Source organism: Acidiphilium sp. JA12-A1 (assembly GCF_000724705.2).
GTDB classification, from domain to species: Bacteria; Pseudomonadota; Alphaproteobacteria; order Acetobacterales; family Acetobacteraceae; genus Acidiphilium; species Acidiphilium multivorum.
The window spans coordinates 1-25609 of record NZ_JFHO01000013.1; the positions used below are offsets into that span (position 1 = coordinate 1).

The window sequence follows — 25609 nt, forward strand, 5'->3', positions numbered from 1 at the left end:
GTGCGGCGCGGGGTGGGCGCGGTTTCGGCGGCAGCGCGAGGGCGGGCGGCGGGGCGATGCCGATGGTGTGGCAGAGCGGGCGGAGGATGCGGCCGGCGGCGGGGGTGGCGGCGATGAAGGCCCGCATGTCCGGCGCATCGAGCAGGGCGCGGAGTTGCGGGGCCAGGGATGCGGTGGCGGGAAAGGCGCGGCGGAGCCAGCCATGGGCGCGCGGGAGACGGTGCGGCGGGCCGGAGCGGCCGGGACGGCCGGGACGGCGGCGCGCCGGGGCTCGCGGCCTGGTGGCAAGGGCTTCGAGGCGGGCGCAGAGGCGGCGCAGGCGGGTCCAGGCGAGGACGGTCAGCGCGCCGCGCCGGTGACGCACGCCCTCCGCCGCGACGCAGGCGCAGAGCGCGGCGATGAAGCCGGCGAAGCGGAGCAGGAAGCCGGGCGATGCGGGGGCGGCGGCCGTCATTCCCGCTAACAAGCATGACCGGCCGGGGGTGGGCAAGGAGGTTGCGCCGGCGGATCAGCCCCCTGCCGGATTTCGGGACGGCTCCCGGCTTTTTCGACGCCGTCTCCGGACAAAGTGTCGGAAAACTTTACACATTGCGGCGACCGAAACTTTATCCCATTGAAATCATTTATTTTATTTTGTCGGCATGATTTTTGCTTTCGAAACGAACGTTGGCATTGGCGCCGCCAGGCCGCTTCACGAACGAGACCGGGACATTTTGGTCCCACAGGCAAAGGAATAAACGGATGCAACACAAACGGAACGGGTCGGGGATGCTCAGGGCCGCCCTGCTCGGGGCTGTGGCCTGCGGCGCGATCAGCCTCGCGGGCGTGGCCACGGCCCATGCGACGCCGGTCAGCGGGACGTACAACATCACCGTGTGGCAGGGCACCAATCCCAATCCCGGCCACAGCAACGATCCGTCGCAGCTCGCCAATACGAGCAACACGATTTTCAATGGATCGGTCGGCAGTGAACTCGCGGCCTTCACCTATACGGGCGCTCTCAACCTGTACCAGCCCGGCACTGCCAATAATGGCGAAGGCAATATCCTGGACTTCATGAACAGCGCCCACGGCACCCTGTCCAACTTCACTTATGGCGGCAATTCGAACGTTCTCAACGTCGCCATGAGCTCAAGCGGGTTCAACCTGACGACCGTCTTTGAAATCCAGGGATATCTCGACCATTCCCTTACCGGCACGATCAACAGCGACGATGGGTCGACCGTCTATACCAATAATCTCCAGACTGTGATCGCCGGCGCGGCCGCCCCGCAAACCGCGTCCAACCCCTACAGCTTCAGCCTGCCCGGCAATAGTGCTTTCCAGATTCTCTATGTCGAGGCCAATGGCGCACCGGCGCAGCTGACTGTGAATGAAACGAGCGTTCCGGAGCCCGGCTCGCTTGCGCTGCTGGGGACCGGTCTTCTCGGCCTCGGGCTGATCAGCACGCGTCGGCGCCGCAAGGCCTGACGATCGCGCCACCGAGCGCCTGAGCGCGGCCGGATCGGAGATTACCGATCCGGCCGTTTGCGTTTGGCGTTGCGGCGGGTTTCCGCGCCACCATTTGATGGGCGGGACGATTACGGTGGGGGCCATGACGCTGGAGGCGGGCATTGTTCCGATTTCCGCGACGGAGCGGATCGGGCCGGGGCTGACGGAGGCGGCGTTCCGGGCGTCGCCGCGCGGGGCGGGTGCGCGGGAGTTTGTTCGCAACGATCCGCACCGGTCGTATCTGCTGAAGCCTGTCTCGTTCGAGGGGCGGGATTGGATTGCGGTCGTGTATTTCACCGATGGGCGGCTGATGCGGGCGTCGCTGTCGCGGATCACGGATCGAACCTGGCTCACGGTCGATCCTGAGTATGAGCAGCAATGGACCGCAGCGCTCAAGGCGGAGATGGAGACAAGGCTGCAACGGCCGCTTCCGGCTACATTTCCGTGGGGAGAGATCGACGTCGAATACGATCAGCGGTCAATTTCAGGGTATCTTATTTTCAGTTATTTCGGGCGGTAGGGCGGTGCGCGTAGAAAGATGAGGCCCGATCAAGAGTGCCAGATGGTCGTGCATAGCGGTGCCAATTCGGAATTCCTTCGACATGCAGTCCGGGGACAGAGGCTAATCAGACAGTTAAAGGATTGAGGCGCGATGACGCGGGCAGCAAGAAGGGTCTTGGCAGACTGTGAGATCGCTCTTGAGATGTTGGAGACCGAGCAGAATCTCGACCGCTGGCGCGTTCATTGGGCGGGTGCGGTCGCACTTGCACGCGCTGTCGGCCACGTGCTTCACAAAGTTGACGGCGCAGACGTTCACCTTAAGCAGAAAATTGAGATCGCTTATAAAAGATGGATTTCTGACGATCCTCAGCACGCCATCTTCAGAGAATTTATTGATGAAGAACGAAATAATATCCTGAAAGAATACCACTTCAACTTGAACCCCCTCGACGAAGTCGATATCGTTACAATGCAGTCAGTTCGAGATGCTAACGCAGACAAACCATCTGAGGTTCCTCATGTATTTCCGATAAGTGATAACATCTACCGCCCAATCCTTGATGGCTACAGCGAAGGCGATGATGCACGTGACGTCTACCGCGAGGCTCTTGACTGGTGGAACGCCGAACTCACTGCAATCGAGCAGACAGTTTCGGATAGAGACCCTAGATCTACTGCTGGATCATAATTATGAACGACCCATTTTCTCAAAATTCATATATCTTTCTTAGTTATTTATGAGATCTCATATAATTTTATTTGCCGACCTGAGATGAAACTCCACATCATATTCAAAAAGATATAGATTCGGAACAACAGATGCCGCATAACGTAGCTTCTCGCTGATTGCCTTCGCAACTATTACCCCAAAAACATCACGGTCCTTTCCAATCGTTTGCCTTATCCATCCCATATAACGCGCAACTTGGCCTACTGCATGATCATGGCTATTAGCGCGCTTCAACTCGAATACGAAAAACGAGCCTTTTTCATCAACTGCCACTATATCAATTGGTCCAACGGCTGTCGGATACTCAATACCTTCACGACCAGTCAGATCGACGTAAAGTCGCAAGTGCACCCCGTTAACTGCGACTTGTGCAAGATTTGCTGCTAGAAAGTCACGTAGTTGGTACTCAAGCGAAAATGCCGCGGAGCCGACATTATCTTGGAAATCTTCATCTGACCCGAGTACTTCGTCGACAATGTCTAATGTTTCCGCCCCCGGTTTAACGAGCCGTATCTCAGTGGGGGTCTGCTGCATGGTCCACCCCATCCGACGCAATCCGGATCGAAGTTGGTGTGATGTGCTCATTGTTGGGTCAAGTCCCGATGGCGTTTCTTCGGGGTTCCGTCGCAACCACTCCTTCAGAGGAAAAAGCTCGACTCCTCCGTCTTCACGCGGAATTACGACAATGTGACGCTGAACCGGCATCTTCCTGTCCCTACACGCACCTGATGTGGCGGACGCGAGCCAGTGCACCACGATCAGAAATAATCACCGCCTGCTCGATAGAAAGTCAAGAAATACGGAATATCCCGCACGCACGAGGCTTTGTGTGGATAGCTGAAATGAACCAACCTCCCTGCGACGAATGCAAAGCTAAACTCGCAGGAGGGCACACACCCTGCTCAGTCCGTTCTGAGATCGCCAAGACAGACGACTGCCGCAATAATCTTGCAAGTATCCCCGCCGAAGCGGGGGGATCAAAATCATGAGGCGGATTGGTGGGTGGTGGCGAAGGTGATTTCGGGCCAGCGTTCGGCGGTGAAGCGGAGAGAAAAAGTGTCGCGGGCGAGGAAGACGGGGGAGTCGTCGCGGTCGTGGCCGAGGGTGGACTGGTTGGCTTCGATGAAGTCTTTCAGGCGTTTGGGGTCGGGGCAGGAAATCCAGCGGGCGGTGACGTAGGGGGCGGGTTCGAAGCGGATGGGGATCTTGTATTCGGCGTCGATGCGGGCTTGCAGGACGTCGAGCTGGAGGGCGCCGACGACGCCGACGATCCAGTCAGCACCCAGCATCGGGCGGAAGACCTGGGCGACACCTTCCTCGGCGAGGTCTTCGAGGGCGCGGCGGAGCTGTTTGGCTTTCATCGGGTCGGTCAGGACGACGCGGCGGAGGATTTCGGGGGCGAAGCTGGGGATGCCGGTGAAACGGAGGGTTTCGCCTTCGGTCAGCGTGTCGCCCACGCGGAGCGAGCCGTGGTTGGGGATGCCGATGATGTCGCCGGGGAAGGCTTCCTCGGCGAGGGAGCGGTCCTGGGCGAAGAAGAAGATCGGGGCCTGGATGGCCATCGGCTTGCCGGTGCGGACGTGGAGCAGTTTCATGCCGCGCTGGAAGCGGCCCGAGCAGATGCGGGTGAAGGCGATGCGGTCGCGGTGGTTGGGGTCCATGTTGGCCTGGACCTTGAAGACGAAGCCGGTGACGGATTTTTGATCCGCGCGGACGGGGTGGGGTTCGGCGCGCTGGGTGGTGGGCGGCGGGGCGTGTTCGGCGAGGAGGGAGAGGAGTTCGAGGACGCCGTAATCCTTCAGCGCGGTGCCGAAGACGACGGGGGTGAGGTGACCGGCGAGGAAGGCTTCGCGGTCGAAGGCGGGGTAGGCGCCGGCGAGTTCGACGGCATCGCGCAGGTCGGCCATCTGCTCGTCGGGGATGGTGACGGGTTCGGCGGGTTCGCCATCCGGGGCGACGCGGCCGATGGGGCGGTTGGCGCGGATGTCCCAGCAGCCGCGGAAGAGGCCGCCCATGCCGACGGGCCAGACGAGGGGGCAGACGTCGAGCGCGAGGGTGTTCGCGATTTCATCGAGGAGCGAAAACGGGTCCTGGCCTTCGCGGTCGATCTTGTTGACGAAGGTGATGATCGGGATGTCGCGCAGGCGGCAGACCTCGAAGAGCTTGAGGGTCTGGGCCTCGATGCCGCGGGCGGCGTCGATGACCATGACGGCGGCGTCGACCGCGGTGAGGGTGCGGTAGGTGTCTTCGGAGAAGTCCTGGTGGCCGGGCGTGTCGAGCAGGTTGAAGACGACGTCGTGCCAGGTGAAGGTCATGACCGAGGAGGTGACGGAGATGCCGCGCTGGCGTTCGATGGCCATCCAGTCCGAGCGGGTGTTGCGGCGCTCGCGGCGGGCCTTGACCATGCCGGCCTCGCGGATGGCGCCGCCGAAGAGGAGGAGCTTCTCGGTCAGGGTGGTCTTGCCGGCGTCGGGGTGGGAGATGATCGCGAAGGTGCGGCGGGGGAAGGCGCCGGTGCTGGCGGGGGAAGCGTCCTGCGCGAGCGTTGTCAATTCGTCACTCATGCCCAGCCTATAGCAACGGCGGGGCTTGATGGGTAGGCAAGGCGGATGAGCGGGACGCGCGGGGCGGTGCTGATCGGGGCGGAGGTGTATCGGGCGGCGATCGCGGCGCCGCCGCATCCGCTGGCGACGATGAGGGCGCCGGTGGCGGAGGATCTGATCCGGGCGATGGGGTGGCTGGCGGCGGGGCAGTATCGGACGGCGCCGGTGGCGGGGCGTGCGGCGCTGGAGCGGTTTCACGATCCGGCCTATCTCGACGCGCTGGAGGCGGCGGAGCGGACGCAGGAGGTGCCGGCGGAGGCGCGGGCGCGGTTCGGCATCGGGGCGGAGGGGAATCCGTTGCATCGCGCGGTGTATCGGCGGCCGGCGACCTCGGCGGGGGGCGCGATGCTGGCGGCACGGCTGACGGCGGAGGGCGGGGTCGCGCATGTGCCGGCGGCGGGGAACCATCATGCCTGGCCGGCGCGGGCGAGCGGGTTCTGCTACATCAACGACGCGGTGCTGGCGCTGATGGAGTGGCTCGACCTTGGGCTGGAGCGGCTGGTCTATCTCGATCTCGACGCGCATCACGGCGATGGGGTGGAGGCGGCGTTCGCGCGCGATGGGCGAGTGACGACGATCAGCGTGCATGAGGCGGGGCGGTGGCCGCGGACGGGGGGGACGAGCGACGCGGCGGCGGGGGTGTTCAATTTTGCCGTGCCGGAGGGGTTTTGCGACGCGGAGCTGGCGTTCCTGATGGAGGCGCGGATCGTGCCGGCGATCGCGGCGGCGCGGCCGGAGGGGATCGTGTTCCTGCCGGGGGCGGATGCGCTGGCGGATGATCCGATGAGCCGGCTGGCGCTGTCGAACCGGGGGTTGTGGGCGGCGCTGGAGGCGATCCGCGGGCTGGCGCCGCGGCTGATCGTGCTCGGGGGTGGCGGGTATAACCCGTATGCGCTCGGGCGGGCCTGGGCGGGGTTGTGGGGCGTGCTGAACGGGCACGCGGTGCCGGAGGCGCTGCCGCCGGCGGCCTTGGACGTGCTGGCGGGAATCAGCTATTTCCGCGGGCAGTCGCGGCCGAGGCCGGCGCACTGGCTCACCCGCCTCGACGATCCGCCGCAGGCGGGCCTGGTGCGGGACGAGGTGCGCCGCCTCGCCGCGTGACGCAACAAGGAGCAGGACGATGAGACGCTGGATGGGAATTTGCCTTGCGGCCGGGATTGCTGGCGGATCGGCCGTCGGGGTGGCCGCGGCGGCGATCACCGGGCCGCAGGCGAAGCTGCCGACCGAGACGATCACCATCGTCAACCAGCACGGCAAGCGGTTCACCTTCACGGTGGAGAAGGCGATCACGCCGAAGCAGCAGGAAATCGGGCTGATGTTCCGCAAGAGCGTGGCGGCGGACGAGGGGATGATCTTTCCGTGGAACCCGCCGCAGGTGTCCGAGATGTGGATGAAGAACACGCTGGTGCCGCTGGACATGGTGTTCGTCGGGCCGCACGGGACGATCCGGCATATCGCCAACGAGACGGTGCCGCAGAGCCTGCGGATCATTTCCAGCCATGTGAAGGTGGCGGCGACGATCGAATTGCAGGGCGGGATCACCGCGAAGGACGACATCGATGTCGGCGACAAGGTGATCGGGCCGCAATTCGGCGACGACAAGTGAGGCGCTTGCCTCGCACCTTGGAGGCGCTGTAGTAGCAAGCGTCCGTGCGGGGCGTGGCGCAGCCTGGTAGCGCGCTTGTTTTGGGTACAAGAGGCCCCCGGTTCGAATCCGGGCGCCCCGAGACGGACCGACCGAGAGGAATGCCGCATGAATCGCGCCCGCATCTATCTGCCGCCGAAATCCGCCATGCAGTCCGGCTGGGCGAAGACGAGGGAATGGGTACTGGAGTTCGAGCCGGCGATGGCGAAGCGGATCGACCCGCTGATGGGCTGGACCGGCAGCGGCGACATGATGGCGAGCCAGGTGCGGCTGAGCTTCGCGACCCGCGAGGAGGCCATCGCCTATGCGGAGAAGCATGGAATCGCCTTCGACCTCGAGATCCCGACCGAGCGGCACCGGCGGCCCAAGGCCTATGCCGACAATTTCCGCGCGGACCGGCGGGCGAACTGGACGCACTGAGGCGGCCCGGTCTGGCATTCGGCGGCGAATTGGGCGATGTTCGCCGCCGCACGGCCCTGTAGCTCAACTGGATAGAGCACCCGCCTTCTAAGCGGGTGGTTGCGTGTTCGAGTCACGCCAGGGTCGCCAGTTCTATCAACGGGTTGCGTGAGGTTTCATCCCCCTGCCCTGCTCCGTCATCGTGCCTTGCGGGGCACAGTTCGCGGGCCGCGAGACGGCCAACTTCGTGCGGATATGCGATTGTTTGCGCCGCCCGTATCCGGGTGCGCGGCGCCGGGAACGGCGCGGCCGCTGCGGCGTTGCGAAAAAAAAGCCCCGGATCTCTCCGGGGCTTACCGTCAGAAATGATCTCCCTGAACGCGGATCTCTGAAACCAAGGCCGTTGAAAGAAAGGGGTCCTGAAATTCGATCGTCTAATTACATATCGATTAATGATTTTTCATGACACATCGGTTAATTAATTACAACCAGTCTCATTAAAATGTGATCATTGTTTATATTTTGATACAGACGGTTACGCATCGCGCCGGCCGATCGCCGGCGCGCAAGGCCGTGACGGCGGCAGCACCCTGTGGCGACGAAGTGCGGGAGCGAACGCGGTTCCGTTCGCGACGGCAGGCAGGGAAGCGCGCCGGCCCGATGCGCACGCACGCGAAGGGCGGCCGTGCAAGGGGCATTCGCGACAAGGGCGACAAAAGACACAAAAATAAGGAAAGTATTAATTACGAGATAAGAGATAGTTATAGAGACAGCCGTTAATTTTTTGTTGATCATTTGTGACTAGTTTTCCGACAAAAAACATAAAAACCATAAACAAAAATGAGGTCGGAGATGACGATAGTCTATCGCGTAAAATGGGTCCTGTTTGGATTTGCCGTTGGCCTGGTGGTGTCTGGATTTATTCTCGCGTTTGCGAAATATACATACGTCAACCGGATTTCCTTTCTTTCCAATTACCGTTTCAATAACAAGAAGAGCCTGATGTATTTCAATCAGGCCATTCATTATGCCGAATTCAACACGGGGCAATTCATACATACGGCCGAAAGTCAGGACAGCCATAATGGCCATCTTTATATTGCAGTAAATTCAAACAATATAAATCATTACAGCATATTGATTTCCAAAATCTCGGCACGGGTATGCCGCTTCATTGTCGACATGTCATACAGTTCAAATATCATAAAAGACGTATATATAAACAGGAAGGAAATCGACCGGTTTCAGTTCCAGCCGATCAGCGGCCGGTTCCTGCTGGTGAACGGCAAGGCGGTCTCCATCGAGCAGAATGCCTATGCGCGACGGGTGTGCGAAAGGGCGGATGGCCGCGTGCAGATCCGCCTGGAGATCATGGATCATGCCCGGGAAGACTGATGCCGCCGGCCGGGCGTGGCGCGGCACGCCGATGACGCGCATCGGGACGACACGACGGACCTTGCCGATGGCCGGGCACGGCAGGATCGGGGCCGGGCCGGCATGAACGTCCGCACCGAGGGAGGCGATCAGGCGATGGCGTCGCCGCGGCACCGTCTCCGCGCCCTGATCGAATGGATCAGCGCGAAAAGCGTCGTGCTCTACGATCGTCCGCTGATGGCGCTGACGGTCGTCCTGCTCGGCGCGATCGCCCTTGTCGATCTCGCCCTGCTGATCAGGGCGGTCTCCGGCGCGTCCGCATCGCATGCGGCGCTCTATCCCGTTGATAAATAAGTTATCCTTTTCCGGTCGGACGATGGTCCGGCGATCACGGAGCGGGCCGGCATGCGGCGCGCCGCGAGGCGCCAGGGCGGGGCGAGGAACGCCCTTGCGGGCGGCGGCGCCATAATATAGACATCATGCATTCCTGATTTGTTCGAATGTTGCTCGCCCATGACGATTTCCTGTGCCGCTCCGGCGCGCCGGCCATGGCTGCTGCTGGCCCTGCTGGCGGCGGGCGTGCTCGGCCACGCGCGGCCGGCCGCGGCGGCCGCCTGGTCGGGCTCGGCGGTGCTGGCCGAGGCGGCGGCGATGCCCGCGCGGCCGGACGGGCTGCGCTTCACCCGCGATTCGGCGGATGCGGCGAGCGGCAATGACGGCTTCACCCTGACCTCGCCGTTCGGGGCCCGGCAGCAGGTCAGCTACGGCATCGATGACCGCGCCTACGGCGCCTATGAAGAGACGACGCTGACCGACACCGTCATCGGCGATGGCGGGGAGCGCCTCAGCGTGTCTGGCGGGCTGGCGCGGCGGCGCCAGGGGGACGGGACGGATGCCGGCTACGCCATGACGACCGGCGTTTCCTATCGCTGGCGCGGCGCCACCTGGGGCGGAACGCTGCGGGCGCGGCTGCAACGGTCGGATATCGGGTTCGGGTATGGGCCGGTCTGGCTCGCGCCGGGCGGTGGGCGGCAGCGCGACGTGCTGCTGCGCTGCGCCGGGCGGCGGCACGATGGCGGCGGGACGACGAGCCTCGCCGGCACGGTGATGCTGGGGCGCGGCAGCGCCGGGTTCGACCCCGCCGCGCCGGGGCTCGCCCGCTCCGATTTCGCCTATGGCCGGCTGACGCTGACGCGCAGCACCGCGCTGCCGGCGGGTGCCGTGCTGACCACGGCGTTCTGCGACCAGTTCGGCAGCGGCCTGCTGTTCAATGCCGATCGCGTCAGCCTGGGCGATCTCGCCAGCGCCGATCCGGCCCTCGCGCCGATTTCGCCGGCGAGCCGCGGCGTGCTGGCCGGGCAGCAGGCGGTGTTTCCGCTCGGGGCGGCGGGCGGCCTGCGGATGCTGCGCGGCGGCGTGTTCTGGAATGTCGCGCGCACCGCGCAGCCGGCCGGCGCCGGGATGCCCGGCAGCCGCGCGATGATGACGGCGGCGGGGGTCGAGATGCGCTCGCGGCTGTTCCGCCGGGTGTCGATCGACGCCGATCTCGGCTGGGAACGGCTGAACGCGGGCAACGGGCCGCGCAACCGCCCGTTCGGACGGTTCGCGGTCTCGCTGGTGTTCTGAGCCGGCCCCCTGCCCTGCCCGGCCCGGCCGCCTCGGGTCAGCCGCCTCGGGTCAGCCGCCTCGGGTCAGCCGCGCGCGGGAGAGGCGAGTGGCGCGCGCATCCGCTTCAGCCAGGCCGGATGCGCGGCGATCCATGCCGCGGCGACCGGCCCGACGGCCTCGCGCTTGACCTGGATGTCATACATCATGCGGCTTTCCGCCCGGACCGGCAGGCGGAAGCGGTGCAACAGGCCGCCGATGGCGGGGCATTGCGCGGCGTAGCCGGCGCGCGTCAGGATCAGGCTTCGCGCCGCCCCCTGGTCGTGGCCGAAGGCGGCGCCGCCGCCGCCGAGGTAGCGGATGCGGTATTCGACGTTCATCGCGTCGGGCTGCCAGCCGAGGAACAGGATCGGCTCGTGGTGGCGGATCTTCGCCGCCAGCGCCCGCAGCATGCCGCCGGCGCCGGCCTGCACGAGGTGGAAGCCGCCGAGGCCGTCGGTGTTGCGGCGGATCATCGACAGCAGCTGACGGTCGCCGACATTGTCGGGCTCGATGCCGTAGATCGTGTGGTCGAGTTGGCCGGCGAACTTGTGGATGTCCGCGAAGTCCTTCAGGCCGGCGCGGTAGAGATAGGCCGGCACCGCGAGCGTGTGGCGGGCGCCGGAAAGGTCGGTCCCGGCCACGGCGATGCGCTTGCGGGCGACATCGGAATCCCGGATCGCGGTGACCGATGACATCCAGTTATCGGGCCGCCAGTCCTGCAGGTAGACGTCGAGCCGGCCGGTGGCGAGGCGATGGTAGATCGTCTTGAGGCGGGCAGGCTCGATCCTCACCTGGTAGCCGAAGGGTGCCACGACGGCGCCGAAGACGGCGTTCTGCACCTGGTTGTCGAGCCATCCGCCATGGCCGAGGCGGATCGTGCGGCAGGCGGCTGGCGGCTGCGCCCGCGCCGGGGCCGGGGCGATCGCGATGGCGGCGGCGCAAAGGGCGGACAGTCGCAGGGTTCGTGCAAGCATGGTTTCCTCATCATCAAGCGGGGCGCGGCCCGCCGGTTGCTGCTATCGGCCCGCAGGCGGCCTGCCAAGCGGGCGGGGCGCGCGATCACGCAACCGTGCCCGGCGGCGGCGCGAAGGCGGGGGTTGATTCATCTCCGGCAGTTATCAAACCTATTCCTCCATCGCTCTAGGACGATGAATCCGGCAGGCCTACATCCTGGACATCGCGGATGAGACGGCCCCGTCGTGAGGCCGGGACATCCGGAAAGTTCAGGAGACTGACAATGAAAAAGACCATCATCGCTTCCGTGGCGGCCGCCGCTCTGCTGGGTATCTCCGGCACCGCCCTTGCCGGCATGGGCATCCCCAACCTGCCGGCCCAGCCGATCACCGCGCAGACCCCTCCCGGCGTGATCGGGCAGGCCTACCCGTCCTTCACCGGGCCGTCGCAGCCGGTGGTGAACGTGCCGTTCGCGCACAAGGTGGTTGGCAACAGCTGATCGCGAACTGATCGGGCGCGGCGGCCGTCACATTTCCGCGCATCACGCGACGTTGCCTTGAGCGGCGTCGCCGTGCTGCGACATCTGGGACATGAGGACGGAAGCCGCGATCTGCCTGATTGTCCTGGGGTTCGGAGCGGGTGCTCGCGCCATGGCGGCGGGGCGCCCGCATTTCGTCTCCGAGATCGGACACTGGATGGTGCTCAGGGACGGCAGGGGACGGCATGAAGTGTGCTACGCGGCGACTTACCCGGTCTGGGGCCCCATGAAGGGACGGAGCGGGCGGCGCCTCGTGCTGATCGTGGCGGAGCATCGCGGCCATGCGGCGGAGACCGCCATCGACGGGCTCGCGGCGGCGCCGGCCGACCCGGCGGTGCGAATCGGCCCGCGGCGGGTCCGCTTCCGCACGCGCGGCGCCATCGCCTTCGCGCCGGCGGCAAGGCCGGTCATCCATGATCTGAAGGCGTACAAGCGGGTGTATCTGGGCGTCGATACCGGGCGGCACGGCGTGGCCACAACGGCCTTCAGCCTCGACGGATTCACCAAGGCCCATGCGCTGAGCAGGAAGATCTGCGCGATCGCGTGGACGGGACGGCCGCTGCGCGGCGATGCGGACAGCACGGAGACGGGACGGCACCATGCCTCGACCAACTGAGAGCCGGCGGGATTCGCCGCGGACGCAGCCGCGAAAGGAAGGCGGCGAGCTGCCGGTATGGGTGTTCGGGCTGGTCCCCCTCGTGGTGGCCGCGCTGATGCTGCTGCTCGCGCTGCGGGTGTAGAGCACGTTCCGATCCCGATGGATCGGATGTCGTGCTCTATCTTGTTGATAACCAGAGCATCTTTATCCGATCAGATGACTCCATCTGATCGGATGGTGCTCTAGAGAGGTTTCGGGAGGCGAAGGCGCCGGAACATACGGGGCGGCTCGGCTTGTCTCGCCCCCCGGCGCGCAATAGCATGGCCGATGCCGGTCATTGCCGCGCCGCACCGAGCCGATGCGGCGGAGAGGGTGGCCGGACGATCGCCGCAACTTGATCCCGGCCAACCAGCAGGAGCCACGATGACCCGCCTCGATGCCAAGCTCGCCCGGATCCGCGCGGGGAAGTACCGGCCCAGCGACTTCATCATCGCCGATGCGAAGGACGGCGACATGGGACCGAGCATCACCGCGGCGGGGCCGAAGCGCGAGCGCGACGGCAGCTGGACCCGCCACCGCACCAGGGCCGAGTTCCTCGACCAGGTCAGGGCGATCGTCGCGCAGGACATCGTCGATATCATGCTCGTCTCGGCCTCCAACCTCGAAGTGCTGGCGGCGCAGGGCACGTTCGCCGGCAGCGCGGTGAAGCCCGCCATCCGCGCGAACGACACGACCGACATCTGGCGGATGCGCCGCGCCACCTATCACCTTGCGGCGTCGCGTCCGTTCCGCACCGCCGACCTCGCCCAGGCCGCGCGCCTCACCGATCTCGGCCTGTATTCGATGACGTTCTGCAACGATATCGAGACCGACCTCGCCGCGCTGGACGCGTTCGCCGCGTTCCGCGCCGATGCGCGGGCGGCCGGCTTCACCTATTTCCTCGAAGTGTTCAACCCGAACATCGCCTGCGGCATCGACCCGGAACAGATCCCCTTCTACGTCAATGACTGCATTCATCGCTGCCTCGCCGGCGTGATGCAGGCGGACCGGCCGCAATTCCTCAAGATCCCCTATAACGGCCCGAAAGCGCTCGAGGAGCTGGCGTCGTACGATCCGTCGCTGATCGTCGGCGTGCTCGGCGGCAGCGCCGGCACCACGCGCGACACGTTCGAACTGCTGCACCAGGCGGAACGGTACGGCGCGCGCGTCGCGCTGTTCGGCCGCAAGATCAACCTCGCCGAGGATCCGCTCGCCATCGTGTCGCTGATGCGCGAGGTCGCCAACGGCGCGGTCTCGCCGGAGGAGGCGGTGAAGGCCTATCACGGCACGCTGCAGGCACAGGGGATCGCACCGACGCGCCCGCTCGCCGACGACCTGCTGATCACGGAAGCCCCCCTCAGGCAGCACTGACGCGCCCATGAGCGACATGGCGCGACGTGGCTTCGTCACCGGCGGGACCTGGTGCGTCGACCGCAACCGTGTGGTCGAGTTCTGGCCGGGCGAGGACGGCCTCGTCGAAATCCTGGAGGAACAGGCGCGCGGCGGCGGCTCGGCGTGCAACCTCGCCCTCGGCATCCGGCGGCTCGACGCCGGCATGCCCGTGGAGACCATCGGCGTGGTGGGCGATGACGAAAACGGCCGCCTGCTGCATGCCGCGGCCGCGGCGCACGGCATCGACGCAACCGGGCTCACCGTCGTCGCGGGCGCGCCGACGCAGTTCACCGACGCCTACACCTCGCGCCGGAGCGGACGGCGGACGCACATCTTCCGGGCCGGCGCCGCCGATGCGCTCACCCCCGATCATTTCGACTTTGCCGCCACCCGCGGCCGCATCCTGCATCTCGGCCTGCCCGGCATCCACGCGCGGATGGACGGCGCCTGGGGCGACGCCGCGAACGGCTGGGTCGCGACCCTGCGCAAGGCGCGGCGGGCCGGGCTGCTGACGAATCTCGAACTGTGCAGCGTTCCGGCCGAACGCCTCGCCGCGCTGGTGCGGCCCTGCCTGCCGGAACTCGATCTGCTGGTGGTCAACGACGTCGAGATCGGCGCGATCGCCGGCATGGCGACATGCGACCATGGAGAGACCGACACGGCGGCGTGCCTGCGCGCCGCGCGCGCGGTTCTGGCCAGCGGCGCGATGCGGCTCGTGGCCGTGCATTTCCCGCGCGGCGCCATCGCGGTCGCGCGCGACGGAACGGTTGCCGCGAAGGCGTCGGTCCGCGTGCCGGAGGCGGAGATCGCCGGCGCCAATGGTGCCGGCGACGCGTTCGCCTCAGGTTTTCTCTACGGTTTTCACGAGGGCTGGGAGACCGCGCGCGCCCTCGCCCTCGCCCACGCCGCGGCGGCCGTCTCGCTGCGCAGCATCGGCACGACCGATGCGATCGAGGCCTGGCAGGACTGCCTCGACATCGCGTGCCGGTGGGGATGGCGGGAGGAGCTGACCGGTCTCGGCTGATGCTCTGATTATCAACAAGATAGAGCACTACATCCGATCCAGAAGGATCGGATGATGCTCTAGTCGAGGTGAACCGGGTTCAGAACGCGGCGCAGGAAGCTCTGCGTCCGCGCCTCGCGCGGCGCGCCGATCACCGAGTCCGGCGGCCCCTGCTCGATGATCGTGCCGGCATCCATGAACACGACCCGATCGGCCACCTCGCGGGCGAACGCCATTTCATGGGTCACGACGATCATCGTCATGCCGGCCTCGGCCAGTCGCCGCATCGCGGTCAGCACCTCGCCCACGAGTTCGGGATCGAGTGCCGAGGTCGGTTCGTCGAACAGCATCAGCGCCGGCTCCATCGACAGCGCCCGGGCGATCGCCACCCGCTGCTGCTGGCCGCCGGACAACTGGGCGGGATAGGCGCCGAGCTTGTCGGCGAGGCCGACGCGCTCGAGATTGGCGCGGGCCGTCGCCTCCGCCGCCGCCCGCGTCAGGCGCAGCACCGTCATCGGCGCGACGATGCAGTTCTCCAGCGCGGTGTGATGCGGAAAGAGGTTGAACTGCTGGAACACCATGCCGATGTGCCGGCGTGCCGCATCGATGTCGCAATCCGGGTCGAGCAGGTTCTCGCCATTGACCTCGAGCCGGCCCTGCTGCGGCCGTTCGAGCAGGTTGATGCAGCGCAGCAGCGTCGACTTGCCCGACCCCGACGGGCCGATGATGCACACCACCTCGCCCCGCGCGACGCTGAAATCGATTCCCCTCAGCACATGGTTCTGGCCGAATCGCTTGTGCAGCCCTTCGATCTTCACAACCGTCCGGCCTGGATCGATGCCGCTCATGCTCCCGTCACCCGCGATACCTCCATCCGCCGCACCAGCATCGACAGCGGCAGCGTGATCAGCAGGTAGCCGAGCCCGGCCACCACGAGCGGCGTGATGTTGACGTTGGTATTGGCCGTGGACCGCCCGAATTCCGTCAGATCGAACTGCCCGGCCGACAGCCCGACCACGAACACCAGCGAGGAATCCTTGATGAGCATGATCAGCTCGTTCGTCAGCGGCGGCACCATGAGCCGCAGCGCCTGCATCAGCACGATCTTGCGCATCGCCTGCGCCGAGGACATGCCGAGCGAGCGCGCCGCCTCGACCTGGCCTTTCGGCACGGCCTGGATGCCGGCGCGCATCGTCTCCGCCATGTAGGCGCTGCCGACGACGCCGAGCGCGACCCAGACCGTGCCGTAGGGCGACCATGGAATCGTCAGTCCGGAAAAGGCCAGCGGCAGCAGCGAAAACGCGATGAACACGACAAGCGAGGGCAGGCCGCGGAAGAATTCGATATAGACCGTCGCCAGCCAGCGATAGGGCGCGACCGGGGACAGCCGCATCAGCGCCAGCACGAGGCCGAGCACGAGGCCGAGCACGAACGCGCCGGCCGTATAGAGCGCCGTGTTCAGCAGCGCGTTGGCGAGGCCGTGGAGAATCGTGAATTCGATCAGCCGCGGCTCGAAGAAGGTCCGCCCGATCTCGCGCCACTTGGCGAACTCGGCCGCCAGCGCGAGAACGATGGCCAGAATGGCGTATTGCGCCATCCTGGACCGCCTCGCCCGCAGCCGCGGGCTTGCGCGCCGGCGCGCCGCCGGCCGGTCGGCGTCGCCGCTCATCCGCCTTACTGTTTGACGTCCTGCGGGATCTGGCCGAACCACGTCTTGAAGATCTTGTTGTATTCGCCGTCGCTCTTGGCCTTGGCGAGGACGGTGTTCAGCACGCCGGCCAGCCGGGTCGCGTTGGCGCTGTTCTTCTTGAACGCGAATCCGTAGTGCTCGCCGGTATCGAACTCGGCCACCACATGGGTGTCGGGATGCGTCCTGGCGTATTCGTACATCGGGCCGTTATCGTTGATCGCCGCCGCGACGGCGCCGACGCTGACGGCCGAGGCCTCGGCGATCAGGTCGGGAAAGATGACCGTGGTGTAGCCGAATTTGGCGGCCCGCTTGTCGGCGTAGATCTGCCCGGTGGTGTTGACCTGCACGCCGAACCGCTTGCCCTTGAGGCTGGCCAGGCCGTGCACGCCGGAGCCCTTCTTGGCCAGGAGGACCTGCGTCGCGTCGAAATACGGATCGGAGAACAGCACCGCCTTGGCGCGTTCCGGCGTGATCGTCTCCGCGCCCATCGCGACATCGCAGCGATTGGCGGCGAACACCGCGCCGGAGGTCACCTGGTTCCAGTCGATGCTGATGATCCGGGTCTTCACGCCCAGCCGCTTCGCCAGCAGATCCAGCATGTCGACATCGAAGCCGACGACCTTGCCGTCCTTGTTGATATACTCGAAGGGCTTGTAGGACAGATGGGTGCAGATCGTCAGGTGACCCGGATTGACGAGCTTGATGCCGTTCGGGACGGCGCCGGACGCCGCCGCCGGCAGCGCCAGCAGGACCGCGGCGCCGGCGGCCGCCAGCCTCGCCCCACGCCGTCTTGCCGACAGTTTGCTGATTGCCGCACGCAACATGTCCGTCTCCCGTTCTTCCTGTGATCGTGTCTTGCTGTTTCGGGTTCGCACCCGTTGATCGCCCTTATGGCGGTTCCCGCTTCGGCGGTCCATGCATGACCGCAGCATGGCAGGATAGACCGCTGCCGGCCCGGCCGGAAGGGAGGGCCGAGGCCCGGATTGGTGGCGGCCGGCCCTTGTCACCCTTCGGCGTCGGTCTCCGCGAGCCGCAGGCGGGCGATCTCGGCCTCGATGACGGCGGGCGCCGGATCGGCGATCCAGCGCGCCGGCCGCGCCACCGCCTCGGCCAGGCGCGCGTGATACGCGGCGCGGCCGATCTCGAACGCCCCGAACCGGGCCAGGTGCGCGGTCAGGAACTGCGTGTCCAGCAATGAAAACCCGCCCAGCCGCAGCCGCGCCACGAGGTGCACCAGCGCGAGCTTCGAGGCATCCCGCACGAGCGAGACCATGCTCTCGCCGAAAAAGGCGCCGCCGATCGCCAAGCCATACAACCCGCCGACGAGTTCCCCGCCCTGCCAGACCTCGACGCTGTGCGCATGGCCGCGCCGGTGCAGGTCGACGAAGAGGCGCTCGATCTCCTCGTTGATCCAGGTCTCCGGCCGCACCGGCCGGCGCGCGGCGCAGGCGGCGATCAGCGCGGGAAAATCCCGGTCGGAGACGATGTCGAGGCTCGTGTTCCGCAGCGTGCGCGCGAGCCGGCGCGGCAGGTGGAACGCCTCCAGCGGCAGCACGCCCCGCCGCTCGGGATCGAGGAAATGCAGGTCCGCCGCATTCCGCCGCTCGGCCATCGGAAACAGGCCGAACCGATAGGCGCGCAGCAGGATGTCCGCCGTCAGTTCGAAACGTGGCGAGTCCATGGCCGATGATGGTCCGAAACGCGGGGGCGGACAACCGGCCCGGCGGCGGCGCTCAGGCGGCGTGCATCGCGTCCGCGCCGGCCGGGGCCGCTTCGCCCGGCTGGCGGATCCGGAATTCGCCCACGAGGCCGGACAGCCGCGACGCCTTCTCGGAGAGGTTGCGGCAGCCGGCGGTCGCCTGTTCGGCCATCGCCGCGTTCTGCTGCGTCACATGGTCCATCTCGCTGATGGCGGCGTTCACCTCGGCGAGCCCGGTCGCCTGTTCCCGCGCCGAGGCGGTGATGTCGCCCATCAGGCGGCTCAGGGTGCCGATTTCCCCGCCGATCCGCTGCAGCGCCTTGCCGGTCTCGTCGACGAGGTTCACCCCGGCCTTGACCTCGCCGGACGCCGCGAGGATGAGCGACTTGATCTCCCGCGCCGCGTCGGCCGAGCGCTGCGCCAGGGCGCGGACCTCGGTGGCGACGACGGCGAAGCCCCGCCCGGCATCGCCGGCGCGCGCCGCCTCGACCCCGGCATTGAGCGCCAGGAGATTGGTCTGGAAGGCGATCTCGTCGATGATGCCGATGATGTTGGTGATCTTGTTCGAGGAGGTCTCGATCCGGTTCATCGCCGCCACGGTGTCCTCGACGACCGTGGCCGAATGCCGCGCCGTCGCCTCCGCCTGGCTGACCGCCGCCCCCGCCTCGGCCGCGCCCTGCGCCGTGGTGCGGACCGTCGCGGTGATCTGCTCGACGGCGGCGGCCGTCTGTTCGAGGCTCGCCGCCTGCCGTTCCGTCCGCTGCGACAGGTCGCCCGAGGCGCGGGCGATCTCGCCGGTCGCCGCCAGGACGTGCTGCGCGTCCTGGTCGATGCGCGACAGGGTTCGCTGCAGCTTCTCGATGGAGTTGTTGAAATCGACCCGCAGCGTTTCATACTCCGCCGGCAGGGCCCTGGTGATCCGGAACGTCAGGATTCCCGCCGAGAGGTTCCGCAGCCCGTCGGCGATCGCGGTGACGACGGCGGCCTGCGCGCCCATCACCCGCTCGCGCTCGGCGGCGAGGTCCAGTTCCGCCTGCTTCGCCGAGGTCATGTCCTTGAGCGTCTCGACCACGAACACCGTGTTCCCCTCCGCATCGCGGATCGGCCCGGCATCGATTCCGAGATAGCGCCTGCGGCCGGTCAACGGCATGTCGCACCAGTTCTCGGCGCTCATCCGGCCGTCCTGCCCGCCGCTGTTCTGCGCGTAGAGCTGGCCGGCCTGCCCGCCATTGCCCGACAGCACGAGATCCGCCATGCACGGGCGCGGCGCCGGGTAAAATCCCTTCCAGTGCTCCTTCGTGCCGATCACCTCGGCGGCGGCAAGGCCGGTCAGTTCGGCGCAGGCGGGATTCCAGAACACCACGGCGCCGTCGCGCCCGAGCACGAACAATGGAACGCTGATCTGTTGCAGCGCGGCAAGCAACATGCCGGCATCCTTCGAGAGCGGCAGAGCGTCTTTGGATTTCCTGATGCTGAACACGGTCGGCGGCACCCCATGGCAAGCTGGTTCGCTGCCCGGGCTAGAGCACTATCATTAATGAAACCTTACCTCGCGATGCGCGCGATGCACCTTTGGCGCGGGCGCAGCGGCAGCGGATAGGCCGGCCAGGATGCCACCCACCGGCTCAGCAGCGACGCCGAAGCCACCACCGCGAGGGTGAAGGGCAGCACCACCGCGGCGGCGAACCACGGCCCCGGATGCAGCAGCGCGGGATAGAGCGCGAGCGCCACGCCGGGCGGATGATAGGCGCGCAGCCGGGGCAGCACCGCCAGCGCCGCCACGGCGGCCAATGCCGCGGTCTGCGGCCCGGGGCCCAGTCCGGCCGCCGCGGCGGTGCCGATCAGCGTGCCGAGGGTCGAGCCGGCGATCACCGCGAAAGGCTGCGCCACCGCGGCATCCGGCAGGCACAGCACGATCGTCATGGTGGCGGCGAAGGGCGGGATCAGCAAAAGGCCGAGATGGCGGCCGCCGAGCCAGGCCAGCGCCGAGAGCAGCCCGCCGATCCAGACGATGCCGGGCAGCGGCGGGCGGTGCGGCGCGCCCCATTGCCGCGTGATGGCACCGAGCGAGGCGAACCCGCCACGCCGCGCGAACGTCACGCGCCCGCGCTACCCGCGCCCGTCGCCGCCGGCGCCGGCCGGAGGATGCCGACCTTGAGCAGCACGCCCAGCGTCGCTCCCTTGATCGGCCTCAGCAGCAGGAGGATCAGCGCCAGGGTCAGCGGCAGGAAGATTTCGAGCAGCGTCGAGGACGGCATCCTGCCGCCGCGGTCGAGGATGACCGCGGCCGCGACGACGACATGCAGCACGACGACGAGCGTCAGGTAGGGCGGTGCGTCGTCGCACGGCACCCGGCCGAGCGGCGCGCCGCACGCCTCGCAATGCGGCCGCACATGCAGGTATCCGTCGAATGCCGGGCGCTCGCCGCAGGAGGGGCAGCGCATCGCCAGGCCGCGCCCGAGCACGGTGGTCCACGGCACATCGAGTCGCGCGCGGGGCCGCCGCGCCATGCCGGGGGCACTCGCCGCCGGTTCCGTCAGCTGGGTCATGTCTGTCTCCGCCGCATGGATCTCGCTATGGCAATCGTCCATGCAATATCGATGGATTGGCATATATATGCTTTCCTGCCGGGAACCAACGCGGAGATGCCGGCAGCAGCACGGCGATTCCCGCATGACCCGAGGAAGGCCCGCCAGCGCGGCATGGCAGAAGATGCGGGACGCCGCGATTGCCTCAGGCCACGGGCGGGGGTAAGGAAGCGGGGATACATATATATGGAACGAGAGCCGGACCATGACGGACCGTGACATGCCCCCCGCCTGGCTGCCGGATATCCGCAAGCCGGACGGGCCGATCTATCTCGCGATCGCCGCGGCGCTGGAGGCCGATATCCGGTCCGGCGCGCTGAGGCCGGGCGACCGCCTGCCGACCCAGCGCCGCCTCGCCGCCGCGATCGGGATCGATTTCACGACCGTCACCCGCGCCTATGCCGAGGCCGCGCGCCGCGGGCTGATCGAGGGCCGGGTGGGGCTCGGCACCTATGTCAGGATTATCCCGCCGCCGCGCGCGGCCGCCACCGCCGGCGGCCTGATCGACATGAGCATGAACCTGCCGCCGTGCTTCGACGACCCCGCGCTGGCGGCGCGCCTCTGGCGGGATGTCACGGCGCTCGGGGCGGAGGCCGGGCTCGACCTGCTGCTGCGCTATCAGGATATCGGCGGCGCCATGGCCGACCGCGCCGCCGGCGCGCACTGGCTGCGTGACCGGATGGGCCCGTTGCCGCCCGAGCGCGTGCTGCTCTGCCCCGGCGCGCAGGGCGCGTTGCTCGCGATCGCCGGCCTGCTCGCCGCGCCTGGCGATGCCGTCTGCGTCGAGGATCTCACCTATCCGGGCTTCCGCGCGCTGGCCGCCCATCGCGGCCTTCGCCTGGTGCCGGTCGCCATGGATGCGGACGGGCTGCTGCCCGACGCCTTCGAGGCCGCCTGCCGCGCGCACCGGCCGAAGCTGCTCTACTGCACGCCGACCCTGCACAACCCCACGACCGCCACGATGCCCCCGGACCGCCGCGCCGCGATCGCCGCCATCGCGACGGCGCAGGGCATCGCGATCGTCGAGGACGACGCCTATGGCATGCTGCCGCGCAGCGCGCCGCCGCCGCTCGCCACCTTCGCGCCCTCCATTTCCTATTACATCGCGGGGGTGGCGAAATCGCTGTCCCCGGCGCTGCGCCTCGCCTATGTCGTCCCGCCCGACGCCGCGGCCGCGCACCGGCTTGCCGCCGCGATCCGGGCGACCACGTCGATGGCCTCGCCGCTGACGGCGGCGATCGCGACGCGCTGGATCGGGGACGGCACGGCGGAGGCGGTGCGCGAGGCGATTCGCCGGGAAACCGCTTCGCGCCGGCAGATCCTGCGCGCGCTGTTGCCGGAGGCGGGCCTGCGCACCGCCGAGGACGCGTTTCACGCCTGGCTGCCCCTCGACCCGCCCTGGACCCGCAGCGCCTTCATCGACCGTCTGCGCTCGGCCGGGATCGGCGCCGTCGGCAGCGACGCCTTCGCCGCCGGCACCGCGCCGGAGGCGGTGCGCCTCGGCCTCGGCGCGCCGGCCACGCGCGAGGCGCTGCGCACGAGCCTGAAGGCCGTCGCCGCAGCGCTCGCCGCCCCGCCGCCGCTGGCCGACATCATCGTCTGATCGGCGCGGCCGGGTCAGCCCCGCCCGTCCGCCGCGATCCCGTCCCGCAGATGGTCGATCAGCGCGCGCGCCGCGGCGCGGGTGTTCCGGCCCATCGGGAAATAGGCGTGCACGGGAACGTCGGCCATCGTCCAGTCCGTCAGCAGGCGCACGAGGGAGCCGTCCTCCAGCGCCCGCCGGCACTCCCATTCGCCGGTCGAGGTGATGCCGAGCCCGGCGATGGCGGCGACGATCGCCCCCTCGTTATCGTTGGTGGTGAACTGCGGCTGCACCCGTGCCGCGATGCTCTCGCCGTCGCGCTCGAAGGTCCAGGCCAGGGGGTTGGCGGCGGCGGCGCCGCGGATGATCCGGTGGCCCGCCAGATCCTCGGGCCGCGCCGGCGCGCCGTTCGCGGCCAGGTAGGCCGGCGAGGCCACGATCACCCGGGAGACCAGCGCGATCTGCCGGGCGGTGGCGCTCGCCGAATCCGGCAGCGCGCCGATCCGGATCGCGACATCCACCGCCTCGCGCACCAGGTCCTGCCGCCGGTCGTCGAGTTCGAGGTGGATCTGCAGCCGCGAATGCCGGGCGGCGAAATCGGCGAGGCGCGGAATCGCGACATGGATGCCGAAACTCGTCGGCATGCTGAGCCGCAACATGCCGTGGAACTCGCCGCCCTCGCGCACGCTCTGGCCGGCCTCGTCGAGCGCGGCGAGAATGGCCTCGATGCGGAGGAGGAACGCCTTGCCGGCCTCGGTCGGCACCACCGCCCGCGTCGTCCTCGACAGCAGCCTGGCGCCGAGTTCCTGTTCGAGTTCGGCGATCATGCGCGAGACCTGCGGCTGCGACATGCCGCTCTCCCTGCCCGCCGCCGAAAAACTGCCGAGGCGCGCGACCCGCGTGTAGAGCTTCAGCGCGGCGATGTCCTTCATGACCGCGAAACCCTACCGCGCCGGCGCGAAACTGTCATGTCACGATTGCGCCGCCGGCCGCAGCCGGAGCCGCAGCCGTTCGATCGCCCGGACGAACACCGCCTGATCGCCGGTCGCCCGCGCCAGCACGAGGGCGCCCTGGATGCCGAGCACGGCCTCCTCGGCGCGGGCGGCGGCCTCGGCCGGCGCCCAGCCCCGCCGCACCAGCGCGTCGCGCAACGCCGCGATCCACCGGACGAAATATCCGGAGACGGCATCGGCGAACCGGTCCCGCGTGCCGTCGAGCGCGAAGGCGCCGACCAGGCAGATCCGCGCGCCGGACCGGAAATAGGCGGTCACGGCATCCCACATCCCCTCGATGGCCGCCCCGGGCGCAACCTCGGGCGCCTCGTCGCGCAGCGGCGCGAAGACGTGGCGCTCGAACCAGGCGTCCACATCGGCGAGCACCGCCTGCGCCATCTCCTCCTTGCCGCCGGGAAAGAAGTGGTAGAGGCTGCCCTTGCCAAGGCCCGTCCGCCCGGTGATCCGGCTCAGCGAGGCGCCCTCGTAGCCGAACTCGCGGAACACCTCGCCCAGCAGCGGCACGACGTCGGCGCGCTGGTTGATCGTCCGCATGGCCGCGCCGCCGGCTCAGAGCCCGAGATCGGACAGGCCCGGATGATCATCCGGGCGGCGCCCGAGCGGCCAGTGGAACTTGCGCTCGGCCGGGGCGATCGGCAGGTCGTTGATGCAGGCGAAGCGCCGCCGCATCAGCCCGGCGGCGTCGAATTCCCAGTTCTCGTTGCCGTAGGAGCGGAACCAGTTGCCGCTGTCGTCGTGCCATTCATAGGCATAGCGGACGGCGATGCGGTCCTCGCCGAAGGCCCATAATTCCTTGATCAGGCGATAGTCGAGCTCCTTCGCCCATTTGCGGGTCAGGAAGGCGACGATCTCGGCCCGGCCGCTGACGAATTCGGCGCGGTTCCGCCAGCGGCTGTCGGGCGTGTAGGCCAGCGCGACCTTTTCCGGGTCACGGCCGTTCCAGCCGTCCTCCGCGAGGCGAACCTTCCGGATCGCGCTGTCCCGCGTGAAGGGTGGGGCGATAATGCTCATCCGCGTCTCTCCTGTACCGATTGGTATTCTCGATACCTATCGGTACAGACGGGATCGCGCAACCCCCGGCCGTGCCGGGCGGTCAGAACAGGGACCGCCGGCCGCTCGCCTCCGCCACGAAGGCGGTGCGGCCGAGAACGCGCAATCGCCCGGCCTCCGCCAGGATCGCCGCGAAATCCGCGCTGGAGAGATGCGCATCGAGGGCGGCCCGGTCAGCCCATCCCTCCGAGAGATGAAAGAGTCCGGGCACCGAAACGTCCTCGGCGATGGTGAAATACAGGCAGCCCGGCTTGACCACGGTGAGGGCGACGCAGCGCCGCGCGATCTCCGCGAAGGCCGGCGCATCCTCCGGGGCCAGCCGATAGCTGCCCACGAGGGCGAGGAAGCGTCCGGACTCTTCGCTCATGCGGCGCGCCGCTCAGCCGGCCGGCTGCGGCGGAAAGGCGACATAGATGTCGACCCGCCGGTTGGCGGCGCGCCCGGCGGCCGTCGCGTTGCTGGCGACCGGATCCTGCGGCCCCATGCCGCGCGTGGCGATGCGCTGCCCGCTGATCCCGCGCGAGACGAGATAGGTCTTCACGCTCGCGGCGCGATTGTCCGAGAGCGGGTAGTTGATCGCGTTCGAGCCGGTGCTGTCGGTATAGCCGATGATCTGCACCGTCTCGGTCGGGTTCTGCTGCAGGCCCTGGCCGAGCTGGTCGAGGATCGGGTAGAGGCGCGGGTTCAGCGTCGCGCTGCCGGTGGCGAAGCCGGCATCGGCCGGCACGTTCAGCTTCAGCCGGTTGTCGGCGGTCTGGCTGACCTGCACGCCGGTTCCCTGCGCGGTGCGCTGCAGCGCCTGCTTCTGCGCCTCGAGATGCTGGTTCCAGAGATAGCCGCCGAGCGCGCCGGCCGCAGCGCCACCCAGCGCGCCGATGACGGTGCCGCGGGCCTGGCCGCCGCTCGCCAGCGCGCCGATCAGCGCGCCGCCCGCGGCCCCGAGTCCGGCCCCCGTCGCGGCACTCGTGGCCCCCGGATTGTTCGCGGCGTATTGCTGGCTGCAGCCGGCGAGCATGGCGACGCACATCGCCGCGGCGGCGGCTCGGTTGACGGATCGGATCATTGGTTTCGGC

The 25609-nt window shown here is 67.7% G+C and carries 31 protein-coding genes and 2 tRNA genes; 17 read left to right on the forward strand and 16 right to left on the reverse strand.

Annotated features, from left to right (window positions below; all coding sequences use genetic code 11):
• The coding region (locus RT91_RS02520; protein WP_035185610.1) for a hypothetical protein at positions 1-454 on the reverse strand (454 nt) is incomplete at its 3' end.
• Positions 455-768: 314 nt separating this feature from the next.
• On the opposite strand from RT91_RS02520, the gene RT91_RS02525 reads away from it, so the two are divergent.
• The 3 genes from RT91_RS02525 to RT91_RS21285 all read left to right on the forward strand — a co-directional run bounded on the left by RT91_RS02525 (position 769) and on the right by RT91_RS21285 (position 2680).
• On the forward strand, positions 769-1470 hold the full coding sequence (locus tag RT91_RS02525) for a PEP-CTERM sorting domain-containing protein (RefSeq protein ID WP_035185612.1): 702 nt from the start codon (positions 769-771) through the stop codon (positions 1468-1470).
• 124 nt (positions 1471-1594) lie between these two features.
• A complete protein-coding gene (locus RT91_RS02530) occupies positions 1595-2011 on the forward strand; it encodes a hypothetical protein (protein ID WP_011941706.1) in 417 nt (138 codons plus the stop codon).
• Between the two features lie 132 nt (positions 2012-2143).
• Positions 2144-2680 (forward strand): hypothetical protein, encoded by a 537-nt coding sequence (locus tag RT91_RS21285; protein ID WP_152982784.1) that lies wholly within the window; start codon positions 2144-2146, stop codon positions 2678-2680.
• Between the two features lie 57 nt (positions 2681-2737).
• Here the strand turns inward: RT91_RS21285 and RT91_RS20195 are convergent, their stop codons facing one another.
• The gene (locus tag RT91_RS20195; RefSeq protein WP_160321837.1) at positions 2738-3256 is read right to left on the reverse strand and encodes an endonuclease NucS domain-containing protein; all 519 of its coding nucleotides are present in this window, start codon (positions 3254-3256) and stop codon (positions 2738-2740) included.
• A 449-nt stretch (positions 3257-3705) separates the two neighbouring features.
• Positions 3706-5286: a peptide chain release factor 3 gene (locus tag RT91_RS02535; RefSeq protein ID WP_035185616.1), complete on the reverse strand. Its 1581-nt coding sequence runs from the start codon at positions 5284-5286 to the stop codon at positions 3706-3708.
• A gap of 45 nt (positions 5287-5331) precedes the next feature.
• Between RT91_RS02535 and RT91_RS02540 the strand changes: the two genes are divergently transcribed.
• The 8 genes from RT91_RS02540 to RT91_RS02575 all read left to right on the forward strand — a co-directional run bounded on the left by RT91_RS02540 (position 5332) and on the right by RT91_RS02575 (position 10369).
• Entirely contained in the window at positions 5332-6426 is a 1095-nt protein-coding gene (locus tag RT91_RS02540) for an acetoin utilization protein AcuC (protein WP_035185617.1), read from the forward strand.
• A 19-nt stretch (positions 6427-6445) separates the two neighbouring features.
• Positions 6446-6931 (forward strand): DUF192 domain-containing protein, encoded by a 486-nt coding sequence (locus RT91_RS02545; protein WP_011941700.1) that lies wholly within the window; start codon positions 6446-6448, stop codon positions 6929-6931.
• A 47-nt stretch (positions 6932-6978) separates the two neighbouring features.
• Positions 6979-7052 (forward strand) — tRNA-Pro (locus RT91_RS02550).
• Between the two features lie 26 nt (positions 7053-7078).
• A complete protein-coding gene (locus RT91_RS02555) occupies positions 7079-7390 on the forward strand; it encodes an ETC complex I subunit (RefSeq protein WP_007423125.1) in 312 nt (103 codons plus the stop codon).
• A gap of 52 nt (positions 7391-7442) precedes the next feature.
• Positions 7443-7519, forward strand: a tRNA-Arg gene (locus RT91_RS02560).
• A gap of 702 nt (positions 7520-8221) precedes the next feature.
• Positions 8222-8764 (forward strand): hypothetical protein, encoded by a 543-nt coding sequence (locus tag RT91_RS02565; RefSeq protein WP_007423126.1) that lies wholly within the window; start codon positions 8222-8224, stop codon positions 8762-8764.
• Between the two features lie 15 nt (positions 8765-8779).
• Positions 8780-9097, forward strand: a complete 318-nt coding sequence (locus RT91_RS02570) for a hypothetical protein (protein WP_035185620.1) — start codon at positions 8780-8782, stop codon at positions 9095-9097.
• 159 nt (positions 9098-9256) lie between these two features.
• Positions 9257-10369: a hypothetical protein gene (locus tag RT91_RS02575; RefSeq protein WP_035185622.1), complete on the forward strand. Its 1113-nt coding sequence runs from the start codon at positions 9257-9259 to the stop codon at positions 10367-10369.
• Positions 10370-10434: 65 nt separating this feature from the next.
• On the opposite strand, the gene RT91_RS02580 is transcribed toward RT91_RS02575, so the two are convergent.
• Positions 10435-11364: a glycine betaine ABC transporter substrate-binding protein gene (locus tag RT91_RS02580; RefSeq protein ID WP_035185624.1), complete on the reverse strand. Its 930-nt coding sequence runs from the start codon at positions 11362-11364 to the stop codon at positions 10435-10437.
• Between the two features lie 263 nt (positions 11365-11627).
• Between RT91_RS02580 and RT91_RS02585 the strand changes: the two genes are divergently transcribed.
• The 5 genes from RT91_RS02585 to RT91_RS02600 all read left to right on the forward strand — a co-directional run bounded on the left by RT91_RS02585 (position 11628) and on the right by RT91_RS02600 (position 14935).
• Entirely contained in the window at positions 11628-11843 is a 216-nt protein-coding gene (locus RT91_RS02585; RefSeq protein ID WP_035185626.1) for a hypothetical protein, read from the forward strand.
• 91 nt (positions 11844-11934) lie between these two features.
• A complete protein-coding gene (locus RT91_RS02590; RefSeq protein ID WP_035185628.1) occupies positions 11935-12498 on the forward strand; it encodes a hypothetical protein in 564 nt (187 codons plus the stop codon).
• A complete protein-coding gene (locus RT91_RS21915) occupies positions 12482-12622 on the forward strand; it encodes a hypothetical protein (protein WP_160321838.1) in 141 nt (46 codons plus the stop codon). Before RT91_RS02590 ends, RT91_RS21915 begins: the two co-directional genes overlap by 17 nt.
• Before the next feature lie 281 nt (positions 12623-12903).
• Positions 12904-13890 carry a hypothetical protein gene (locus tag RT91_RS02595; RefSeq protein WP_035185630.1) on the forward strand — a complete coding sequence of 329 codons (987 nt, stop codon included), beginning with the start codon at positions 12904-12906 and terminating at the stop codon, positions 13888-13890.
• Positions 13891-13897: 7 nt separating this feature from the next.
• Entirely contained in the window at positions 13898-14935 is a 1038-nt protein-coding gene (locus RT91_RS02600; protein ID WP_035185632.1) for a carbohydrate kinase family protein, read from the forward strand.
• A 59-nt stretch (positions 14936-14994) separates the two neighbouring features.
• Here the strand turns inward: RT91_RS02600 and RT91_RS02605 are convergent, their stop codons facing one another.
• From RT91_RS02605 to RT91_RS02635, 7 genes are all read right to left on the reverse strand, one after another.
• Positions 14995-15762 (reverse strand): amino acid ABC transporter ATP-binding protein, encoded by a 768-nt coding sequence (locus RT91_RS02605; RefSeq protein ID WP_035185634.1) that lies wholly within the window; start codon positions 15760-15762, stop codon positions 14995-14997.
• A complete protein-coding gene (locus tag RT91_RS02610) occupies positions 15759-16511 on the reverse strand; it encodes an amino acid ABC transporter permease (RefSeq protein WP_007423017.1) in 753 nt (250 codons plus the stop codon). Before RT91_RS02610 ends, RT91_RS02605 begins: the two co-directional genes overlap by 4 nt.
• Positions 16512-16588: 77 nt before the next feature.
• Positions 16589-17428 (reverse strand): ABC transporter substrate-binding protein, encoded by an 840-nt coding sequence (locus RT91_RS02615; protein ID WP_007423018.1) that lies wholly within the window; start codon positions 17426-17428, stop codon positions 16589-16591.
• A gap of 179 nt (positions 17429-17607) precedes the next feature.
• Positions 17608-18285, reverse strand: coding sequence for a leucyl/phenylalanyl-tRNA--protein transferase (aat, locus tag RT91_RS02620; RefSeq protein ID WP_035185637.1), 678 nt, complete (start codon positions 18283-18285; stop codon positions 17608-17610).
• Between the two features lie 52 nt (positions 18286-18337).
• Positions 18338-19783, reverse strand: a complete 1446-nt coding sequence (locus RT91_RS02625; protein WP_035185673.1) for a methyl-accepting chemotaxis protein — start codon at positions 19781-19783, stop codon at positions 18338-18340.
• Positions 19784-19848: 65 nt separating this feature from the next.
• Entirely contained in the window at positions 19849-20403 is a 555-nt protein-coding gene (locus tag RT91_RS02630) for an HPP family protein (RefSeq protein ID WP_011941690.1), read from the reverse strand.
• Complete coding sequence (locus tag RT91_RS02635) at positions 20400-20852, reverse strand: DUF983 domain-containing protein (protein ID WP_231844494.1); 453 nt, start codon at positions 20850-20852, stop codon at positions 20400-20402. Before RT91_RS02635 ends, RT91_RS02630 begins: the two co-directional genes overlap by 4 nt.
• A gap of 244 nt (positions 20853-21096) precedes the next feature.
• Between RT91_RS02635 and RT91_RS02640 the strand changes: the two genes are divergently transcribed.
• Positions 21097-22494, forward strand: coding sequence for a PLP-dependent aminotransferase family protein (locus tag RT91_RS02640; RefSeq protein ID WP_035185641.1), 1398 nt, complete (start codon positions 21097-21099; stop codon positions 22492-22494).
• Positions 22495-22508: 14 nt separating this feature from the next.
• On the opposite strand, the gene RT91_RS02645 is transcribed toward RT91_RS02640, so the two are convergent.
• From RT91_RS02645 to RT91_RS22920, 5 genes are all read right to left on the reverse strand, one after another.
• Positions 22509-23405: a LysR family transcriptional regulator gene (locus RT91_RS02645; RefSeq protein WP_011941687.1), complete on the reverse strand. Its 897-nt coding sequence runs from the start codon at positions 23403-23405 to the stop codon at positions 22509-22511.
• A 39-nt stretch (positions 23406-23444) separates the two neighbouring features.
• Entirely contained in the window at positions 23445-24020 is a 576-nt protein-coding gene (locus tag RT91_RS02650) for a TetR/AcrR family transcriptional regulator (RefSeq protein ID WP_013639848.1), read from the reverse strand.
• Positions 24021-24035: 15 nt separating this feature from the next.
• On the reverse strand, positions 24036-24497 hold the full coding sequence (locus RT91_RS02655) for a nuclear transport factor 2 family protein (protein ID WP_007423309.1): 462 nt from the start codon (positions 24495-24497) through the stop codon (positions 24036-24038).
• Positions 24498-24579: 82 nt separating this feature from the next.
• Positions 24580-24903, reverse strand: a complete 324-nt coding sequence (locus RT91_RS02660; RefSeq protein WP_035185643.1) for a putative quinol monooxygenase — start codon at positions 24901-24903, stop codon at positions 24580-24582.
• 12 nt (positions 24904-24915) lie between these two features.
• Positions 24916-25599 carry an OmpA family protein gene (locus RT91_RS22920; RefSeq protein WP_011941684.1) on the reverse strand — a complete coding sequence of 228 codons (684 nt, stop codon included), beginning with the start codon at positions 25597-25599 and terminating at the stop codon, positions 24916-24918.
• Positions 25600-25609 lie beyond the last annotated feature (10 nt).

Coding starts and splice junctions, on each gene's coding strand:
- RT91_RS02575 (WP_035185622.1), top strand. CDS start 9,257: ATGACGATTTCCTGTGCCGCTCCGGCGCGCCGGCCATGGCTGCTGCTG.
- RT91_RS02530 (WP_011941706.1), top strand. CDS start 1,595: ATGACGCTGGAGGCGGGCATTGTTCCGATTTCCGCGACGGAGCGGATC.
- RT91_RS02660 (WP_035185643.1), bottom strand. CDS start 24,903: ATGAGCGAAGAGTCCGGACGCTTCCTCGCCCTCGTGGGCAGCTATCGG.
- RT91_RS02555 (WP_007423125.1), top strand. CDS start 7,079: ATGAATCGCGCCCGCATCTATCTGCCGCCGAAATCCGCCATGCAGTCC.
- RT91_RS02610 (WP_007423017.1), bottom strand. CDS start 16,511: ATGGCGCAATACGCCATTCTGGCCATCGTTCTCGCGCTGGCGGCCGAG.
- RT91_RS02525 (WP_035185612.1), top strand. CDS start 769: ATGCTCAGGGCCGCCCTGCTCGGGGCTGTGGCCTGCGGCGCGATCAGC.
- RT91_RS21285 (WP_152982784.1), top strand. CDS start 2,144: ATGACGCGGGCAGCAAGAAGGGTCTTGGCAGACTGTGAGATCGCTCTT.
- RT91_RS02540 (WP_035185617.1), top strand. CDS start 5,332: ATGAGCGGGACGCGCGGGGCGGTGCTGATCGGGGCGGAGGTGTATCGG.
- RT91_RS02600 (WP_035185632.1), top strand. CDS start 13,898: ATGAGCGACATGGCGCGACGTGGCTTCGTCACCGGCGGGACCTGGTGC.
- RT91_RS21915 (WP_160321838.1), top strand. CDS start 12,482: ATGCCTCGACCAACTGAGAGCCGGCGGGATTCGCCGCGGACGCAGCCG.
- RT91_RS02565 (WP_007423126.1), top strand. CDS start 8,222: ATGACGATAGTCTATCGCGTAAAATGGGTCCTGTTTGGATTTGCCGTT.
- RT91_RS02655 (WP_007423309.1), bottom strand. CDS start 24,497: ATGAGCATTATCGCCCCACCCTTCACGCGGGACAGCGCGATCCGGAAG.
- aat (WP_035185637.1), bottom strand. CDS start 18,285: ATGGACTCGCCACGTTTCGAACTGACGGCGGACATCCTGCTGCGCGCC.
- RT91_RS02650 (WP_013639848.1), bottom strand. CDS start 24,020: ATGCGGACGATCAACCAGCGCGCCGACGTCGTGCCGCTGCTGGGCGAG.
- RT91_RS20195 (WP_160321837.1), bottom strand. CDS start 3,256: ATGCAGCAGACCCCCACTGAGATACGGCTCGTTAAACCGGGGGCGGAA.
- RT91_RS02585 (WP_035185626.1), top strand. CDS start 11,628: ATGAAAAAGACCATCATCGCTTCCGTGGCGGCCGCCGCTCTGCTGGGT.
- RT91_RS02605 (WP_035185634.1), bottom strand. CDS start 15,762: ATGAGCGGCATCGATCCAGGCCGGACGGTTGTGAAGATCGAAGGGCTG.
- RT91_RS02640 (WP_035185641.1), top strand. CDS start 21,097: ATGACGGACCGTGACATGCCCCCCGCCTGGCTGCCGGATATCCGCAAG.
- RT91_RS02645 (WP_011941687.1), bottom strand. CDS start 23,405: ATGAAGGACATCGCCGCGCTGAAGCTCTACACGCGGGTCGCGCGCCTC.
- RT91_RS02590 (WP_035185628.1), top strand. CDS start 11,935: ATGAGGACGGAAGCCGCGATCTGCCTGATTGTCCTGGGGTTCGGAGCG.
- RT91_RS02635 (WP_231844494.1), bottom strand. CDS start 20,852: ATGACCCAGCTGACGGAACCGGCGGCGAGTGCCCCCGGCATGGCGCGG.
- RT91_RS22920 (WP_011941684.1), bottom strand. CDS start 25,599: ATGATCCGATCCGTCAACCGAGCCGCCGCCGCGGCGATGTGCGTCGCC.
- RT91_RS02545 (WP_011941700.1), top strand. CDS start 6,446: ATGAGACGCTGGATGGGAATTTGCCTTGCGGCCGGGATTGCTGGCGGA.
- RT91_RS02615 (WP_007423018.1), bottom strand. CDS start 17,428: ATGTTGCGTGCGGCAATCAGCAAACTGTCGGCAAGACGGCGTGGGGCG.
- RT91_RS02595 (WP_035185630.1), top strand. CDS start 12,904: ATGACCCGCCTCGATGCCAAGCTCGCCCGGATCCGCGCGGGGAAGTAC.
- RT91_RS02535 (WP_035185616.1), bottom strand. CDS start 5,286: ATGAGTGACGAATTGACAACGCTCGCGCAGGACGCTTCCCCCGCCAGC.
- RT91_RS02580 (WP_035185624.1), bottom strand. CDS start 11,364: ATGCTTGCACGAACCCTGCGACTGTCCGCCCTTTGCGCCGCCGCCATC.